Here is an 18,808-nt window from a genome sequence, read left to right as displayed (position 1 = left end):
TGAGGATAAACCAAATAGTGTGAAATTGTAAACTAGGTATTACTGAATGGAACCGCTTTATCAGTACGCGTGGCTAGTTCCCGTCCTGCCTTTGGTAGGCGCTACCCTAGTGGGCGCGGGCTTAATTTCCTTTAATGAAGTCACCAATCGTCTGCGACAGGTGAATGCTGTATTAATCATTTCTACCCTCGGCGCGTCGATGGTGCTTTCTTTTGCGCTGCTGTGGAGTCAAATCAATGGACACGCTCCCTACAACCAAATGATCGATTGGGCATCGGCGGGTAACTTTCACCTGAAAATGGGTTATACGATCGATCACCTCAGTGCTTTAATGTCGGTTATCGTCACCACCGTGGCTTTTTTGGTGATGATTTATACCGATGGTTACATGGCCCACGACCCCGGTTATGTGCGTTTTTACGCCTATCTGAGCATTTTTAGCAGTTCTATGCTCGGTTTGGTCATCAGTCCCAACCTCGTCCAGATCTACGTTTTCTGGGAATTGGTGGGGATGTGTTCCTATCTGCTAGTAGGTTTCTGGTTCACTCGTCCGGCGGCTGCCGAGGCCTGTCAAAAAGCCTTCGTTACCAACCGCGTCGGCGATTTTGGCTTATTACTGGGAATGCTGGGGCTTTTCTGGGCTACCGGCAGCTTCGAGTTTGATATCATGGGTGAACGTCTAGAGGAATTAGTCTCTTCTGGAGCCATTGCCGGCAGTTTAGCGGCATTATTCGCCGTTTTAGTCTTCCTTGGACCCGTGGCCAAATCAGCCCAATTTCCCCTTCATGTCTGGCTACCGGATGCCATGGAAGGTCCGACCCCGATTTCGGCCCTGATTCACGCCGCCACGATGGTGGCCGCCGGAGTTTTCCTGATTGCCCGGATGTATCCCGTTTTTGAGCCAATTCCCACGGCGATGACGGTAATTGCTTGGACGGGGGCCTTTACTGCCTTTCTAGGGGCAAGTATCGCCCTTACCCAGAATGATATCAAAAAGGGTTTAGCCTATTCCACCATCTCCCAATTGGGTTATATGGTTATGGCTATGGGTATCGGCGCTTATAGTGCTGGATTATTCCACCTGATGACCCACGCTTATTTTAAAGCGATGTTGTTCCTCGGTTCTGGTTCGGTCATCCACGGTATGGAGGATGTGGTCGGTCATGAGCCGGTTTTAGCGCAAGATATGCGGATGATGGGCGGTTTACGCAAGTATATGCCCATTACCGCCCTAACTTTCCTGGTGGGAACTCTGGCCATCTGTGGGATTCCTCCCTTCGCTGGTTTCTGGTCGAAGGATGAAATTCTCGGTTTAGCTTTTGAGGCGAACCCGTCCTTATGGTTAATCGGTTGGGCTACTGCGGGTTTAACGGCTTTTTATATGTTCCGGATGTACTTTAACACTTTTGAAGGGGAGTTTAGAGGCACTAATAAGGAGATTAAACGCCGACTGTTAGCCAATGCGGGCGCGATTCCGGCTTTTGGACCGGGGGCAATGAATGTTAAGCAATTAGACTCGGAAGCACAGGAAGAAGACAACCACGGCCATCATGCCCATGAACCCCACGAATCGCCAATTACTATGACTTTACCTCTCATGATTTTGGCGGTTCCCTCTTTGTTAATTGGTTTGGTGGGTAAACCTTGGCAGAATTTCTTCGAGGGTTTTATTCATGTTCCTAACGAAGTGGTGGAAGAAGTTCATGCTTTTGATTGGACAGAGTTTCTGATTATGGCGGGTAATTCGGTGGGGATTGCTTTAATCGGGATTACTGTCGCTTCTTTGATGTATCTCCAGAAGAAAATTGACCCCGCAACTATTGCGGAAAAATTCCCCGCTTTGTATCGTTTTTCCCTGAACAAATGGTACATTGATAATCTCTATGATCGAGTTTTTGTACAGGGTTGTCGTCGTCTCGCACGGCAAATTATGGAAGTGGATTATCGCGTTATCGATGGGGCTGTGAATTTAACTGGTTTAGCTACTCTTGTCAGTGGTGAAGGTCTTAAATACCTTGAAAATGGTCGCGCCCAATTCTACGCTTTAATTGTCTTTGCCGCAGTTTTGGGCTTAGTAATTGTCTATAGTCTGGTGTAGATTTTTAATCGGTTGACTAAAGATTTTTGGGGGCGCGAAGCCCCTTTTTTCAGCTTTAAGTCTCCCTTGTTAATCTGTTGAGTATAGGCTACATATCAGGACAGGCAAAAGGGAACAGGGAGAATAAATAATCAGTCTTTAATAACTGGATTTATTGTAAGATAATATTACATTTTTTGGGGAAGAAAAAGTATAGATATGAAACTATAACAAAGATAGATTTAAACTCTGATAAAAACTCTTGAGTCGCAGACAAAATATGGCTCTTCGTTACTCTTTATGCTAAATCAACATACAAGATGCCAAGACAACATACTTCTAACCCAAAAATTCCGAAAGTTTCTAAAGCCATAGGCTCTCCGTTTTATTAGTTTAAGTTTATTGTTGATTCCCTCGACCATCCCATTCGTTGTCCTTCGCTCGAAATAACTAATTATTTCTCCAAACCAGTTTCGGATTGTTTGACAACTCTTAGTAAAAACACTGGAGGATTTTGCCAACCATTCCGAGATGGATAGCATTCCCTCTGTCGGATTCTCTGAGGTTTCATAAATCTTTCTGAATTCTTCCTTTAATTCCTGCATCTTTTGCAAATTTGGGAAATTTTCTTTGATAGCTTCTAGTTTGATTTTTTGGGTTTCCGTTAAATCTTCTTCATTTTTTAACAGACTATATTTACTTCGCTTTAAAACTTCTAGCTTTGCTTATTTTTCTGTTTTCTGTTTTTTATTTTTCTGCGCTTCTACGGCTCTTTTTTCTGCTTTTCTTTGTTCGTCTAACTCTTGATTAATTTGTTTCATTACATGGAATCTATCGGCGACTACCTCGGCCGATGGCATTAATTCTTTCACCAAATTTTTATAGGGCAACCAAAGATATATGCTGACTTCTTCAATTTACTCTAACACCTCTTTTTCCCAGCCTGTAAGCGTTTTCCTCAATTCTTCTTGTGTTCGCTTCTCTAGAATAGCTATTAGTTTTCCCGTATCTAAATTTACTAAAACTGCACAGTAATTTTTTTGCCCCTTGACTAGAGCGATTTCGTCAATTCCTAGTCTTTTTAATTCCGATAGGTCTGGCTCTGTAATTTCTTCGGCGATGTCCTATGTCCTCTATCATTCTTTGAATCTCTTCTTCCGTTACGTCATTTCTTCGGCTAACATCTAAAATATCTCCTTCTTTTAATTGTTCGAGTATATTCTCGGCTAGTCTTTTCGTATAGGTTCGTTTCTTGGCGACAAAATCTAACTCTTCGCTAAAGGGTTTCTGACAATTACCGCACTTAAATTGACGACGATTAACTTGTAGGTACACTGGTTGACCTGAGATTGGTAAATCTTTGACTAAATGTCGATGATTTTGGTGTAGTTTATCGCTCTCTAACCCACAACGAGGACAGGCTACTTTTTTATTTTTCGATTCGATTCGGCAAACTATACCGATATTTTCTAGGTGTCGATAGCCTTGAATACAGGTTCCTTGTAGGTTCAAAAATTTGTCAAGTATCATAAGTAAAATAATCTCGTTTTTGGCAATTATATCAAATCTTAACTCAATTGTCTATCTTTTGGCATTAACCTGTTTGTGCCTTAAGTCTTTCCCTGTATGGATTTCAGCTACTTTTGAGCTTAGTTACTCTCATCGAATTTTATTTTAAGTTAATTATTTGCATAACAATTCCCGAAGAGCCCTATTTTTTCATAATTAGGGGTTTCAAGACCCCCCTAGCTGGTGCCGAGAAAACCTTCACCAGCTAAGTATTTTTACTCAAGTCTCTGGAGGGGGATAGCTTATGTGACAGTTGAGGGTGCGGAATGTGGGTTTGATAATGTACCTTTTGGGCGAACGCAGTTCGCCCCTACATTGTGGACAAAATCCGTTACTGTAGGGGCGCAAGGAACCTGCGCCCTCCGATAGGAGGAGAAATAACAGGCTGATAGCTTAATGCTATAAATTTTCTTCTACCAAAGCCTCCACCCGTCCTGTTTTCACCGCATCCACCAAAGCGGCGTGATCTCGTTCTGTCTGATCGGCATAAGCGATCGCAAATTCGCCCATGGCTAGATCGAACTGATCTCCTTTCCCCAAATAACCACTAATAGTGGCCGCATCTCCAGATTTAGCGTGGGCGCGGGCCAAAGTCCAGCCACAGAACTCGGCGTAGCGTTGCAGTTGGACGGCCGATACTCCTTCAATGGGTAGGGAAAACTTCATATCCCGCAGTTGCCGTAAATAGAAGTCGTTGCCCCCTCTTCCCCGGGTCCAGCCCAAAAATATGTCGCTAGAGGATTGCATCAATCTCTGGCCTGTAACTACCCGTTGTCCCTGATTTTCGTACTGGCTCTTGGCGGTATAGGGTTCCAGAACCGAAGGGCGGGCTTCCTTAACTTGTAGGATGAGGGGATGGTTATCTTCCGAGAACAATAGGGCGATATAACATCTGGTGCCGACACTGCCAATGCCCACCACTTTCAGGGCAAAGTCCTCTAACTGGTAGCGATCAAAGAGGAACCGGCGTTCCTCCGGCAGGGATTGGCGATAATCTTCCAGACCCTCGCGCACGAGAGTCTCCCAATCCGGTTCGTTGACATGGTAGAGAATAGGCGGCTGATCGACAAAGCGATTGCGCCCCCCGCTTTGGGTGACGATCTTGGGGTAGAGATGTTCGATGATGCGCTCGCGGGCCTTTGTCATCATCTGTTCCCGCAACTTCCGCGTCTTTTCGTCGGGAGCCATCTCGATCGCCTGTTCTGCTCCTATGCGCGTGTACCATACCTCTAAGGGACTGAGGCGAGAATATTCCCGCAGGTGTTCTCGATAGGAACGAGCGCAATCGATCGCCGCTGCCTTCGATTCTCGATCAGATAGATCGCTATCCCTGCCGGCGATGACAAAACTGACCACGAGACGCTTGAGATCCCATTCCCAAGGTGCGGGCAGGGTTTCGTCGAAATCGTTAATATCGAAGACTAAATTGCGTTCGGGGGTGCCAAAAAATCCGAAGTTCAACAGGTGGCAATCCCCGCAGGCCTGCACGATAATGTCGGTTTTGGGAGTGGTGGCCAGATCGTAGGCCATCAAGGCAGCGGAACCGCGCAGGAAGGTAAAGGGACTCCGCAACATTCGTCCGTAGCGGATGGGAATCAATTCCTGTAATCGCCCCCGATTTGATGCTTCGATGATTTCGATCGGCTCTCGACCAGCTGCGGGGGGTTGCCAGATAGCGTGGCTAGAACGCGGCAATCGCTCCCGCAGGGATTTACCGATCTGGATGCGTTCTTCCCGTGAACGGAATCGAGCTTGAGAAGGTGAGCGGATCGGGGTTTCTATTTGGTGGTTCATAGCGACTTTTTCCCCTGAATGAGATTACATCCCTTGCTGTTAGATGACTAAATGAATACAAGCAATAGGAAATAGATAAGTCAATAGTGATGGTTCCCCTTCTGGGATAACTTTCTAACATTTCCCCCTTTAGAGATAGCTTCTGATGCTCGGTTCAACAATTAATCTTCACTCGTTTCTTATCTAGGGAAGATCAATCTCATCGATGATAGATTTTTTCTGAAATGGCTATCTCTTAAATTTGCTTAACTTTTAGCCCAATGGCAGCTCTACTGTTCCGATTATATCTTACTCAAAAATTGCTGGCGGGATAATCTTAACAAAATTTTATCTAATGTTCAGCCTTCGGCTAGGGGCTAAAATCTCACTCTTTTGTCGGGAAAAGGGGGAACTATTCCGGGTTAAAGGTGAAAATTTTCCCCTTGCCCCAGTTCTGTAGGAAGTTTTCTGTTTATTTTTTTGGGTAATGATTTGGTAGTGTTAGTTTAAGTCTGTCAACCGAGAATTTACCCCTAGATTGTCTAGGAATGAACGGTGAAAGTGTCAATATTGAGGCTCGGATGATGGGGGTGAGTTACGATGATGAAACGCCTCGATCGCTTTCTCTAGGGTTGCATAAATACGTTCGGTCGAGATATTCTCGGATAGGTCTCCTTTTTTTAATTGCTGATCTAAATCTTGCTTCACCCGTGCCATGGCGAAAGTAACCATCGTCATATCTTCTCCTGTCATCGAAAATGTCTCGAAAATCTCGCCACCGGATCAACTGCCGGTAGGAATAATTTTTCGCTGGTTTAACCCGGTTTTTTCTAGAACTGAGAAATTTATTCGCCAAGATATTAATGAAACCAAATTAAATTGTATTCAGTAAGGATTAGGGGAAATCCTGTTAGAGAAGCAACCCTCTGGGGGGGGTTAACTTCTTAAACAATTCATCTACCTTGACTTCTAACGCGCCTAGGGTGATGGGAGCGTCAATTGATAAATATTCTCTAATTTCTTAAGCCATAATTAAAACTCAATAACTTTAACCAGAGGCGAGGATTGTCTTTTTCTAGCCAGCTTTGGGAGTTTTTTAACCATTGGGGAAACCAGGAACCAAAAAACAGATTTTTGACTCCATCAAGGCTAAAATCGAGATAGGAACCCAACCAACGTATTAAATCCTGACTGCCGGCCATTTCTGCTATCCATAACAGTAAAGCTGGGTTTTTTCTGGCCGCTTTAATTGCTAAACGGCTAAAGGTTAACCAATCGGTTTTATCCTTAATAAAGGTTTCAGAAACCTCCGGCGGTTCGTCAGCCAATAAACCGAAAAATGTGTTTAACATGGCGTTAATTCTTTGGGGTGGTAAAGTTTTTCCCGTGGGAACCATCATTCCTTTAGAAAATAACCAAGTTATCGCCACATTACTTTGATAAGCTCGCACATTTTCTAGGTCTTTAGCTGTTAGTAAATCGTGTTTCAAGGCCATATCCAAAAGATGGGTTAAGCGCTCTAAATTACGCACCAAAGAACCGAATCCAGTAAAGATTAACGGTGATTGCAGAGAGGCGGCATCACCGATGGCTAAAATGCGATTAAAGGAGACAATTCGATCTTTTTTCCCTGTGCTAAAATGCCCCGGTATATAACCAAAGGTGGGTTTTTTCCAGGTTAATTTTTCTGGATCACACTGTCGATATTCGGGCAGAATAGTAAAGAAATCTTCGTACATTTCTAACAGAGAACCGGGGTTATCGGGATGGACTTGATGATAGTGAAATAGATAAAAGGTTAATTCTTTTCCTTCCCCCGGAAATAATTCCCAAATTAGTTGTCTGCCTTTAGAAATATCGCCATGGGAATTTAAGACATCGCCATAGTGAGAATCCCACACCACCGGATCGAATCCTTCTACTACTGCCCCCACCGTCGGACAGACACTATCAAAGGCACGCACTCCGTTTAATTGCCAAGCGATGGGAGAGGCGGAACCCATAGCATCAATCAATAAACGACCTTTTATCTGTTGAATTTCCCCACCATGATTAAGGGTGACAGTAACACTATTAGCGGTAATATCAGCCTTGATAAATTCGGTTTGATCGAGAATTTTACCGCCATGATCCTGTAATTTTTTACCGCAGGATTGCAGCAATTGATCGGAATTAATGGCAATATTTAAAACCGTGGGAGTATGGAGAATCTCCGCCTTCAGATGGGGGGGATTATTGCCATCAAAAAACTTATTAAAGCCATCGATGTATTCTTGGAAGATTAATTTCTCGAATTCTTCGGCCGTAAATAGACCTAAATTAATTAAACTTTGAAACTCCGATCGAGAGATATTCCATTCCCGATTCATCCGTCCGAAAGGCAGTCTTTCTACTAGGAGGACTCGATAACCTAATTTGGCCATCTGTGCCGCATGAATTGCCCCCAAGGCACCACCAATATAAATTAAGTCGTAGGTGATGGGATGATCATTTTCCTCACTGCTAGAGAAAATTACCGGCTGCGGTTGTTGGGGATTTTTGGCACTGTCGCGCCAACGTTTTTCCCACCAATACAAACGTTCTAAATCCGCCTCTCCTTGGGGCATTTTGCGGAAGTAGTGAACCGTTAGGGGATAGTCCGCTTCTAAAGCTGTAAAAATTGAGTGATTTTTTTGATCGATATTTGGTATCGTGTTATACTGCGGCGGAAAACGCTTTTGTAAAGCTCGATCGAGCTGCCGAGTCAGGGATGTTTCTTGATCATGCGATCGCTCACCCCAGCGGAAAACTTTTAAATAAGTAGTCCGTTGCAGCGTCCAGACAAAAATCGACAATTCGATCGCCTCCGATAAGCGCAATCTCACCCCGTTAGGTGTATTTGTCTTGACACCGCTTCTGGGTTGCCAATCGGATTGTAACCAGTGACAAACGGCGATCGAGTCAGGAGTCGGAATTTCTCTGTAAAGTATTTCTCTCATCTTGATTTAGCTGTTAAACCCAAAAATCGTCTGATTACGCTAGACTACACAAAAAGTTTTCTGAAAAAAGTTTAAAAAACTTTACATACCCAGATTAATACACAGCCTAACCCATCTGATTATGAATTATCCCATCCCGACTACCCCCGAAGAAATTGCCGCCCTCCGACAGCGTCCCGTCGATGAGGAGATGATCGCTGCCGTGATTGCGGGAATTATTAGAATGGCCCACGCTCAGGGTCAATCCCTCGATGATCTGACTGAAGAAATTCTCGCAGAAGACCCGATTTTAGATCAAGTGCAACGACGTTGGTTAAGTCAGCTTTTCACTAATGCTTGGCAAAATTTAGCTGGATGGGTGTAATTGAGCGATGGAATGGCTAACAATCACTCTCGCTAGTGTTTTGACCCTGTTAACTCCCGCAGGGGCAATTATTGATACGGTTTTAGCCCATACCCTTCGCTCCCAAGTCCAAAAAGTGGAACAATTGGCCGTGAGAGTCGATAATACTCCCAATTATCAGGTTCTGCAAGGCAAAATCGATCGAGTTCGCATTTCTGCACGGGGAATTTATCCCCTTGCTGGTGTTCGCATTGAGAAGATCGAGCTAGAAACTGAGCCAATTAGCCTCGATTTGCGGCGATTACAGCAAAAAAACAGCAGTTTAGCCGCCGCACTGCGCCGACCGGCTGCGGGAGCATTGCATCTTGTCCTCACGGAAACTAATCTTAATCAAGCTTTACAATCGGCAGCGGTCAAAGAACAAATTCAGACCCTGATTAATAATCTGATTCCCTCTAGGGAAGAATTTGGTAGCACAAAATATCAACTTAGTCAAGCAAATTTTAACTTTCTTAATAATAATCGAGTCGCTCTCAGCCTGCAGCTAGAGACCCAAAGGCCGGACGAACCAGCAGCCACCCTCAATCTGAGCTTAGAAGTGGGATTTAAGCTAGTGCAGGGGCGAAAAATCGAGCTTATTGACCCCACAGCCACTCTTAATGGTCGTCGCATCTCCTCGCGCCTTCTCAAGGGGTTTGCCGAGGGTATATCCACCCAGTTAGATTTAAAAAACTTCGAGAAACAAGGAATTATCGCCCGCCTTCTCCAATTACAGATTGACGATGATAAGCTAAGTATAGCGGCTTTTGGCAGAATTGAACCTCGATCGGGGAACCCCAATTAAATTTAACGGTCGGAAAAGATGAGATGGGAAGTGGGAAGTGGGGAGAATAAAAGCGTTCGACTGATAACTGATAACTGATAACTGATAACTGAATTATGCCTAGTTCTCGCTCTAGTGATAAAATCTCTTTACCTTGGATAATTGGTATCGGCCTCGCTTTATTTACTGCTGGTGGGGCCACTGCTTGGTTTGCCGTCCATCACCTATCTTCCCCCCAGAAAACCAGCGAAAACCCGATTGAATCTCCCAGTCCGGTGCCGATAAGTCAATCACCAATTTTTGAACCGGTTTCTCCGGGTCCGGTGAAGACAAGTCCGACAGCAACTCCTGCAGCTATTCCTGTTAGGGAAACTCGACAGGTTTATTGGTTAAAAGTGACCGATACGGGTAATCAATTAGTCAGCCAAGAAATTACCGTTCAAAAAGCAGATAGCGACGACCGAGAGTTAATAGCAGTATTGAAGATTCTATTAGCTGGTCCAAGTAATCCTCAGGATATGACTACTATTCCTTCTGGGACTAAATTACTTGATTTAAAAGTAGATAAAACGGGAATTAAGATTAATCTCTCGCGCGAGTTTGGCAATGATGATGGCCCTGATATGTTAATCGGTCGTTTGGCACAAATCATCTATACTACTACTACCGAGGATCCCAATGCCAAAGTCTGGATTCAAGTGGAAGGAAAACCCCTAGAATTATTAGGAGAAGGCCACGGTATTGAAGTTGCCCAACCGATGACTCGTAAGTTTTTTGAGGAGAATTACCAGTTGTAAGTTGTCCGCGCATTTAAATTGTTGTTGCGATAGCGAATTGAGTTTAACTAGGGGGATTACTGGGGGGATAGGGAAAAAGAATTGGATAGGGAATTTTAATTCCTTCTTGCTGATAGCGTCGGTGTAGGAGTTTAATAAATTCGTGTTTAATGGTGAGATGTTGAAAAAATTCTTCTTCTACCACCTTGAGATAAACTGTTAGCACAATGCTATAGTAATCGAGTTTACCATAAAGGATCAAGGGTTGATAGTTACCGAGGTGAGGTTGCAATAACTGAGCGATTTCTTGCATGACTTCTAGGGTAACTTTTTCGACTTTTTCTAAGTCACTATCGTAACTAATGCCCACTTCCACGGGAATCAGTAGGGAGTGATCTGGTAAACTATAGTTACGGAAACTAGAAGAAATGATCTGAGCATTGGGAATGACCAAAATATTATTGGTAATTTCTTCGATGACTGTGCATCTTAAATCCACATCTCGCACATAACCAGCTTCTCCCGTTTTCAGTTCAATATAATCTCCCGGTCTAACTTTTTTAGAAGTGATAATATTAATCCCTGACATTAAATTAGCTAGGGTATTTTGGAGAGCTAAACCGAGGGAAACACCCCCAATACCAAAGGCAGTAAGCATCGGAGTTATCGAAATGCCAATCGAGCTTAAAATCAGCAAAAAACCGCAGCTAAAAATCAGAACTTTGGCGAGAAATTCAAATAGGGAAGTTAGGGAAGAAATGCCATCATCTCCCGTGGTATAAAATCGTAATATTTCCACGGATAATTGAGCAATAGCCCAAGTAGCCGAAGCTAAAAAAGCCACTAGCAGCAATTTTTGGCTCAGGAGAATCAGGTAGGGAAAGAGGGGAAGATTGGGAAGGGAGAGGGCAATATTTAAACCCAAAAGTCCGAACCAAAGTATGCTTAATCCACGAAGGGAACGTAAAACCCCTTCCGAGAAACGCAGGTTTTTTTCTCTGGCAATCGATAAAAGTTGACTGACAACGCGCTTTTCTACGAGCCATCCCAACAGCAGGAAACTGAGGACGATGGTGATAGGTAGGATAATATAGGGCCAATCTTCCAGTCTGGTTAATAGGTTCATTGCTAGAGGGTTAGAAAAAGATGCAGTTTTGTCTTATATTATTCTCCATTTGCCTATCTCTAGCAGCGGCGGTGGAATTTTCGGGCAAAAAGTTGCAAAATGTAAAGAGAAACTCATCTTTCCTTTGGCGGCCTTCGTGAATAGTCAGTTAGTTAAACCAAAATTCGGGCTTTATCGATTCTTAATGGTTATAATCGTGGGTTTGTTGCTGATTAGCACCTTTTTAATCGCTTTTCATCTGGCTAAGATGTCGGATCCCTACATTAAGGAGGTGTTATCCCGACAAGGTAATGTGAGTCGCGGTTACGAAATCTTTCAAATTAACTGTGCTGCTTGTCACGGTCAGTTTGCTGATGGCATCGTCGGACCAAGTTTAGAGGAGGTTTCCCATCGCAAATCGAGAATTAGTCTGATTGAACAGGTAATTAGTGGTAAAACCCCGCCAATGCCCAAATTTCAGCCCGATCCTCAAGCTATGGCCGATTTATTGGTTTATTTAGAAAAGCTTTCAAAAAACTGACTTGAAAGAGGGTGTGGGGTGTAGGGAAGGAAACCTCTTTCATCTGTGGGGGTGAAAACTTTTTCATCGGGATTTACTCTTGGCTGACGTTGATGGTAAGCTAGGACTCGTTGAAACTGGGTGGAGAGTGGCAGGTGGGGAATGGAGAGGTGAGGGAATGGGGAATTTCAACTAAAACCCCAACACCCCCCGCAACGCACACGCAGTGACCACCCCAAAACCCAACCCCTGAGAAACTGATAAATTTTACTTATATAGAAAAATTTTGCTTCTATTTGGGTACGCTAGTAGAGACACTTAACGATAAATACTTATGTCTTGGCATTTCCAAGTTGAACCTGCAATTATGCAAGGGGATTTCTGGCAAGTTAGTCAGTTTTACGAAGAACTGATAGAAAGAGAACCCTTAGAAATTAGTCATTATTGGTATTTAGGATTAGCCTATCTTTTGGAAGCTCGGGAAGAAGAAGCACAAGCTACTTGGTTATTTGTCTTCACTCAAGGAGATGAACAGGAGGTGATGCTGTGGACAGTAGATTTAGTCAATATTTTGGATGGGGAAGCACGCAGACAATTAGAGTTAGGCAATTTAGAAACCAGTTGGTTAATTCGAGGACATATTCGCGAGATTATTCACGATAATATTGATAATTTGCTGCGGTTTATTTTATTGGCAATTAATTTGAATTATTTCGAGAAAGAGCAGTTAAAAGCTTGGTTATTTGTTGATGTGTTAAAAACAAATAATTTCCAGACTCTAGAGTTAAGTTTATTGGAAGAAGTTTTAGAAAAATTTCTCGATTATCAGATACCAGAAACTGTCCCTTACCTAGAGGCAATATTTCAATCTAACTGTCAGCGACAAACTTTCATCAAAGTAGTAGAAGCTAAAGTAACTTCTCTAGCCATGAATAATAAACCATTGGCTATTGATATTATTAATACTTGTTTAGCAGTGGAACCGGAGCAAATTTATCTGTTAGCTGAACTTTATCAATGTTATTTTGATAATCGAGATTTTGCCGCTGCTATGCAAGTAGCTAGTCAATTAAAAACAAGTTGTCAAGGTTTGCCTTCTCAAGCTGTCGCTGATTTTATGGCTCTTTATGTAAAATTATTTAGTGGTAATTGGGTCGATATTAAGGCAGATATTGAAGAATATACAGAATCCTTGCAAAAAAGTATCACTAATCGAGAATGTCCAAGATTATTGGATGGACCATGCCTATCAATTGTATCCCCTCTAGTTTACCTAGAAGATAACCCAAGAAAAAACCGTTACATTAATAATTGTGTTGGTCAACTTTTTCAGGAATATGTCCGCAATAATTATAACCGTCATTCTCTGCAAAAATCGACTATTAAAGATGCCAATAAAGTTCTTAAAATTGGCTATATTGCCAATACTTTAGGTAATCATTCTATCGGATTAATCTCTAGATGGTTAATGAAGTATCATGACTATAACCAGTTTCATGTCTCTTTATACCTAGTATCTCAAAAAGAAGATTTTATTACTGAAAATGATTTTAAAAATCGGGTAAATGCTTGCTATAATTTACCGATTAAGCCTCTACTGATTGCTGAAAAAATTAGTCATGATAATATTGATATTTTGGTAGATTTAGACAGCATCACTAATGAAGCAACTTGTCAAGTCATGGCACTAAAACCCGCACCAATACAAGTGACTTGGTTAGGTTTTGATGCGTCAGGAATTCCTGCAATTGATTACTATCTTGCTGATAATTACGTTTTACCAGCAGATGCACAGGAATATTACCGAGAAAAAATTTGGCGCTTACCTAATTCCTATATTTGTGTGGATGGTGTCGAGGTTGCTTCCCCTTCTCTCCGAAGGGATGATTTAGGGATTCCAGAGGATGCAATTAATTACTTAACCGTACAAACGGGGGTTAAACGTAACCCTGAAATTATTCGACTTCAGCTACAAGTTTTAAAGGCAGTTCCTAATAGTTATTTGAGTATTCAAGGGTTAAGTGATGCTAAATCAGTGGAAAAATTATTTTTCAAAATTGCCGAGGAAGAAGGAATTAATTATGAGAGATTAAAAATCTTACCCCTCTATCCCACAGGAATTTATCGAGCAAATTTAAGGATAGCTGATGTGGTTTTAGATACCTATCCCTTTACGGGAGGAATGACGACTTTAGATGTGCTGTGGATGGGGATTCCTTTAGTTACAAAAGTTGGTCAACAATGGTCATCGAGAAATAGTTATACTTTAATGGTTAATGCGGGAATTAGTGAAGGTATTGCTTGGAGTGATGAGGAGTATATCGATTGGGGAATTAAGTTAGGTAAGGATGAAAACCTGAGACGCAAAGTTATCGCTAAATTAGATGAATCTAGAAAAACTTCACCGATTTGGAATGCACGTCAGTTTACTAAAAATGTGGAAAATGCCTATCGTCAAATGTGGCAAATCTATTGTGAAAGTTAATCAGGGAGAATTAAATCATGTCTTGGCAAAATGAAGTTAAAACCGCTTTAGAAAACAATCAATACGATATTGTTAGTCAGTTTTACGAAGAACTGATAGAAAGAGAAACCACAGAAATTAGTTATTATTGGTATTTAGGATTATCCTATCTTTTGCAAGCAAAAGAAGAAGAAGCACAAGCTACTTGGTTATTTGTTTTCACTCAAGGAGATGAACAGGAAACCGAGTCATGGCTGCTAGAATTAAGCAATATTTTAGCAGCCGAAGCTAACCGACAATTAGAGTTAGAAAATCTAGAAATCAGTTGGTTAATTCGTAAACATCTACAGGAAATTAATCCCAGTTATCTCAATAATTTACTGCATTTAACCCTCATTGAAATTAAATTAAATAGATTTCATCCTCAACAACTGCAAGAATGGCAAATACTAGAATTAATTACTCAGGGTTCAGTTAACTCTCAATTATTGGAACGGGTAGTAATTGCCGTCATACCTTACGCTCATAAATATACCATAGAATTAGTTCGGTTAAGTTTACCCTATCTTGACAATTCTCCAGAATTACTTAATCACGTCATCACTGTCACCCGACACTTTGCTTTTGAGAAATATCAACCTATTTATTCCGTTGACTTAGCGGAAGCTTTTCTTCCCCTTTATTCAGAAAATTTGTACTTAGTAGCTAATTTATTTTGGTTTTATGTCTTTGTCCCTAACTACCAAAAAGCGATAAACTTTATCAAAGAATTCAAATACAAAAGCCAAACAATTGATTTAAAAATGTTTAGTCAATCTCTCCTCTTTAGTGGTTCTTTACTAGCCTCAAAATGGAATGACATTCCTAGTATTTGTCAAGAGTATAAACACTTAATTAAAAAATTTCTAAAAGAAAAGCCTCAAGATATACATCCCTTAGTCAGAGAAGCTTTGCTAACAGTTATGAACCCTATTTCTTACTATGAAGATAACCCGAAAGAGAATCGACCGCTTTTAAGTCAGATTGGCAGTTTTTTTCAAGAAACTTACAAAGAAATGCTGGGTTTTCAGGAGGAAAGTTTTGACAAACCTAGAGAATATAATCCTGATAAAAAACTTAAAATTGGTTACATTGCCCAAACCTTAAAACGTCATCCCGTGGGTTTATTGAGTCGTTGGACTATTAATTATCACAATCGTGAACAGTTTGATATTCACCTTTATATGGTGAATCAACCTGTGGATGAAATAACTCAACAATGGTTTTCTAATCCCGCAGATAAAATCTATCATGCTACTGCTGATTCCCTAGCAACCTATCGCAAAATTAAAGAAGATAAAATCGATATTCTTGTGGACTTGGATAGTGGTACTGGGGCAATCGTTGTCCAAGTTATTGCCTTAAAACCTGCTCCTATTCAAGTTAACTGGTTAGGTTTTGATGGTTCCGGTTTACCAGCAGTAGATTATCTTTTAGCGGATCCTTATGTATTGCCAGAAAATGCCCAAGAATATTATCAAGAAAAAATCTGGCGTTTACCTAATGCTTTTGTCGCTGTGGATGGTTTTGAAATAGCCGTTCCTACCCTGCGAAGAGAAGATTTAGGTATTAATAACGATGCGGTTATTTACCTAAGTTCTCAAACTGCAATTAAGCGTAATCCTGCGATGATTCGCTTACAAATGCAAATCATTAAATCTGTACCTAATAGTTATTTCCTGATTCAAGGAGTTGCTGATGATAATTCCCTCTGGGATTTATTCTGTCAAATTGCCGCAGAAGTTGGGGTAGAAACTAATCGAATTAAGATGCTTCCTCTCTATCAGACGGAAACCTACAGGGCAAATTTAGCCATCGCTGATGTGGTTTTGGACACCTATCCCTTTAATGGTGGTACAACCACCTTAGAAACCCTCTGGATGGGAATTCCTCTCGTGGTTAAAGTGGGGCAACAATGGTCATCGCGCAACGGTTATACTTTAATGATGAATGCGGGAATAACTGAGGGTATATCTTGGAGTGATGAGGAATATGTGCAGTGGGGAATTAAGTTAGGGTTGGATAAAAATTTAAGGGAAGAAGTCCGGTGGAAACTCCGAAAGTCTCGTCATACATCTCCCCTCTGGAATGCCAGACAATTTACCAGAGATTTAGAAACTGCTTATCAACAAATGTGGAATATTTATTGTCAATCTTAGCGGATAAAAACTATGCAATGGCATCAAGACATACAAACCCATTTAAATGACAAGAATTATCAAAGAGTAGTGCAGTTTTATGAACAATTAATTGAAACCAATTCTCTGGTGATTGAGGATTATTTTTATCTAGGATTAGCCTATCTTTTACAAGATAGAGAAGAAGACGCACAAGCTACTTGGTTACTGGTGTTGAGTCAAGCAGCCGAATCAGAATTATCGGGGTGGATAGAAACTTTAACTCAAATCTTAGATGCAGAGGCAACCAGACAAGAAAATTCCCAAAGACTAGAGACAAGTTATCTAATTCGATTGCATCTACAAAACCTTAATCCTAGTTTTTTAAACAATCTCCTGCATCTGATGAAATTAGAAATACAATTCCAAATTTTTGCGATGGAAAAGTGCCATGATTGGTGTGTATTTGAACTGTTAGAGAATACAGCTACAGCAGCAATTAATCTTGATTTACTGCTGCGAGTGACGGAAAAAGTTTTAATCTACCCCTGTACTGATACCATCCACTTTTTAGAATTAGCAGCCTTACATATCAATAATCCAGAAATAATTGCAACCAAAGTTATATCAGCAATTGTCAATTATGCTTATCAACAAAAGCAAAGTGTATTTGCTATTAATTTGGTAGAGCTTTGTTTGCGCTTTCTCCCAGAGGATTTATACCTACAAAATAGTTTGTTTAATCTTTATAAAACCACCACTGTTGACTATAAAAAATCTCTAGAAATTGCTGATAATTTTTATAAAAGTTGCCAGACAACCACTGAAAAGCTCTTGGGAATTTCTCTAGTGATTGCTATTTCACAAGCTAAAGGAGACTGGGGAAATTTACCTAAATTTATTGATGAATTAATACAACTAATCGAGGGACAAATTAATGCTAAACAATTTAATGCACGTCCTTTTATTATTGACTCTATTTTAGGAGTTACTATCTGTCTTCCCTACTATCAAGATAATCCGAAAATCAATCGCTATTTACAAAGTAAACTAGCAGAAATTTTTCAAGCAGATGTAAGAACCCGCTATAACTATATTGCTCCTGTTTCTTCTCCAAAATCTCCAGCAAGAAAAATAAAAATTGGTTATATTGCCCATACTCTCCGTCGTCATTCTGTGGGTTGGTTAAGTCGCTGGTTATTTCACTATCATAATCGAGATAAATTTGAAATTTACACCTATTTTGTCAACCAAGCAGCGGACGAAATTACTGAAAAATGGTTTATAAATAACTCAGATTATAGCTATAATTTGCCCGCAAAAATTGAACAGATAACTGCCCGAATTCGTCAAGATAACTTAGATATTTTAGTGGATCTTGATAGCTTAACCAATAATACAACTTATCTAGTAATGGCCTTAAAACCCGCACCGATACAGGTAACTTGGTTAGGATTAGATGCGTCGGGAATCCCTGCGATTGATTATTTTATTGCCGATAACTACGTTTTACCCGAAAATGCTGAAGAAATTTATTCAGAAAAAATCATCCGACTTCCCAACTCTTATTTATCTGTAGATGGTTTTGAAGTGGGTGTTCCCACTAGGAGAAGAACTGATTTAAATATTCCCGATGACGCTATTATTTATCTGACCGTGCAATCGGGATTAAAACGCACCTTAAACATGATTTATCTGCAATTGCAGATTCTTCAACAGGTTCCTAATAGCTATCTTTTAATCAAAGGTTTTGCCGACAAAGAAACCATTCGATAATTATTTCTCAAAAGTGCTGACGAATTGGGAATTAGTCAAGATAGATTAAGATTTTTGCCCAATGATTTGCATGAGGAAACCCATCGCGCTAATCTAGGAATTGCTGATATAATTCTCGATACCTATCCCTATAGTGGTGCTACCACAACCCTAGAAACCCTCTGGATGGGGATTCCTTTAGTCACTAGGGTTGGTGAACAATTCGCAGCCCGCAATAGCTATACTTTTATGAAAAATGCCGGCATTAGTCAGGGTATAGCTTGGAGTGAGGAGGAATATGTGCAGTGGGGAATTAAGCTAGGATTAGATCAAAATTTAAGGGAAGAAGTCCGTTATCAATTACGTCAATCTCGTCATACATCTCCCCTCTGGAATGGAAAAAAATTTACGATAGATATGGAAAAAGCCTATGAACAAATTTGGCAAAATCATCACGATGATTAGGTGA

The 18,808-nt window shown here is 41.0% G+C and carries 11 protein-coding genes and 2 pseudogenes; 8 read left to right on the top strand and 5 right to left on the bottom strand.

The genetic code is table 11. From position 1 onward, the window contains the following. Positions 1-46: 46 nt before the first annotated feature. Positions 47-2,098, top strand: a complete 2,052-nt coding sequence (locus tag ACQY1Y_RS19755) for an NAD(P)H-quinone oxidoreductase subunit 5 (RefSeq protein ID WP_016514691.1) — start codon at positions 47-49, stop codon at positions 2,096-2,098. A 287-nt stretch (positions 2,099-2,385) separates the two neighbouring features. Here the strand turns inward: ACQY1Y_RS19755 and ACQY1Y_RS19750 are convergent. From ACQY1Y_RS19750 to ACQY1Y_RS19735, 4 genes and pseudogenes are all read right to left on the bottom strand, one after another. Continuing rightward, positions 2,386-3,607, bottom strand: a pseudogene (locus ACQY1Y_RS19750) (ISL3 family transposase). Between the two features lie 438 nt (positions 3,608-4,045). Further along, positions 4,046-5,440, bottom strand: a complete 1,395-nt coding sequence (locus ACQY1Y_RS19745) for a DUF2252 domain-containing protein (protein ID WP_430013401.1) — start codon at positions 5,438-5,440, stop codon at positions 4,046-4,048. A gap of 543 nt (positions 5,441-5,983) precedes the next feature. Further along, positions 5,984-6,172, bottom strand: coding sequence for a sulfate transporter (locus tag ACQY1Y_RS19740; RefSeq protein ID WP_228051307.1), 189 nt, complete (start codon positions 6,170-6,172; stop codon positions 5,984-5,986). A gap of 260 nt (positions 6,173-6,432) precedes the next feature. After that, complete coding sequence (locus tag ACQY1Y_RS19735; RefSeq protein ID WP_430013400.1) at positions 6,433-8,397, bottom strand: flavin-dependent dehydrogenase; 1,965 nt, start codon at positions 8,395-8,397, stop codon at positions 6,433-6,435. Between the two features lie 121 nt (positions 8,398-8,518). On the opposite strand from ACQY1Y_RS19735, the gene ACQY1Y_RS19730 reads away from it, so the two are divergent. From ACQY1Y_RS19730 to ACQY1Y_RS19720, 3 genes are all read left to right on the top strand, one after another. Beyond that, entirely contained in the window at positions 8,519-8,761 is a 243-nt protein-coding gene (locus ACQY1Y_RS19730; RefSeq protein ID WP_002737489.1) for a hypothetical protein, read from the top strand. 7 nt (positions 8,762-8,768) lie between these two features. Further along, entirely contained in the window at positions 8,769-9,584 is an 816-nt protein-coding gene (locus ACQY1Y_RS19725; protein WP_002744047.1) for an LmeA family phospholipid-binding protein, read from the top strand. 95 nt (positions 9,585-9,679) lie between these two features. Next, entirely contained in the window at positions 9,680-10,360 is a 681-nt protein-coding gene (locus ACQY1Y_RS19720; protein WP_002774190.1) for a GerMN domain-containing protein, read from the top strand. Between the two features lie 43 nt (positions 10,361-10,403). Here ACQY1Y_RS19720 and ACQY1Y_RS19715 read toward each other — a convergent pair whose 3' ends face one another. Then, entirely contained in the window at positions 10,404-11,465 is a 1,062-nt protein-coding gene (locus ACQY1Y_RS19715) for a mechanosensitive ion channel family protein (RefSeq protein WP_002735319.1), read from the bottom strand. A 28-nt stretch (positions 11,466-11,493) separates the two neighbouring features. Between ACQY1Y_RS19715 and ACQY1Y_RS19710 the strand changes: the two genes are divergently transcribed. From ACQY1Y_RS19710 to ACQY1Y_RS19695, 4 genes and pseudogenes are all read left to right on the top strand, one after another. Further along, entirely contained in the window at positions 11,494-11,985 is a 492-nt protein-coding gene (locus ACQY1Y_RS19710; RefSeq protein WP_002754012.1) for a c-type cytochrome, read from the top strand. Positions 11,986-12,298: 313 nt separating this feature from the next. Then, the gene (locus tag ACQY1Y_RS19705; protein ID WP_430013399.1) at positions 12,299-14,449 is read left to right on the top strand and encodes an O-linked N-acetylglucosamine transferase, SPINDLY family protein; all 2,151 of its coding nucleotides are present in this window, start codon (positions 12,299-12,301) and stop codon (positions 14,447-14,449) included. A gap of 17 nt (positions 14,450-14,466) precedes the next feature. Next, positions 14,467-16,626 carry an O-linked N-acetylglucosamine transferase, SPINDLY family protein gene (locus ACQY1Y_RS19700; protein ID WP_430013398.1) on the top strand — a complete coding sequence of 720 codons (2,160 nt, stop codon included), beginning with the start codon at positions 14,467-14,469 and terminating at the stop codon, positions 16,624-16,626. A 12-nt stretch (positions 16,627-16,638) separates the two neighbouring features. Continuing rightward, positions 16,639-18,804 (top strand): annotated as a pseudogene (locus tag ACQY1Y_RS19695) (O-linked N-acetylglucosamine transferase, SPINDLY family protein). Positions 18,805-18,808: the final 4 nt, after the last annotated feature.

The sequence above is a fragment of the Microcystis ichthyoblabe FBCC-A1114 genome, assembly GCF_050500245.1.
GTDB lineage: Bacteria > Cyanobacteriota > Cyanobacteriia > Cyanobacteriales > Microcystaceae > Microcystis > Microcystis ichthyoblabe_A.
The sequence above is the reverse complement of the archived record's forward strand: the minus strand, read 5'-3'. Positions and strand labels throughout refer to the sequence as shown.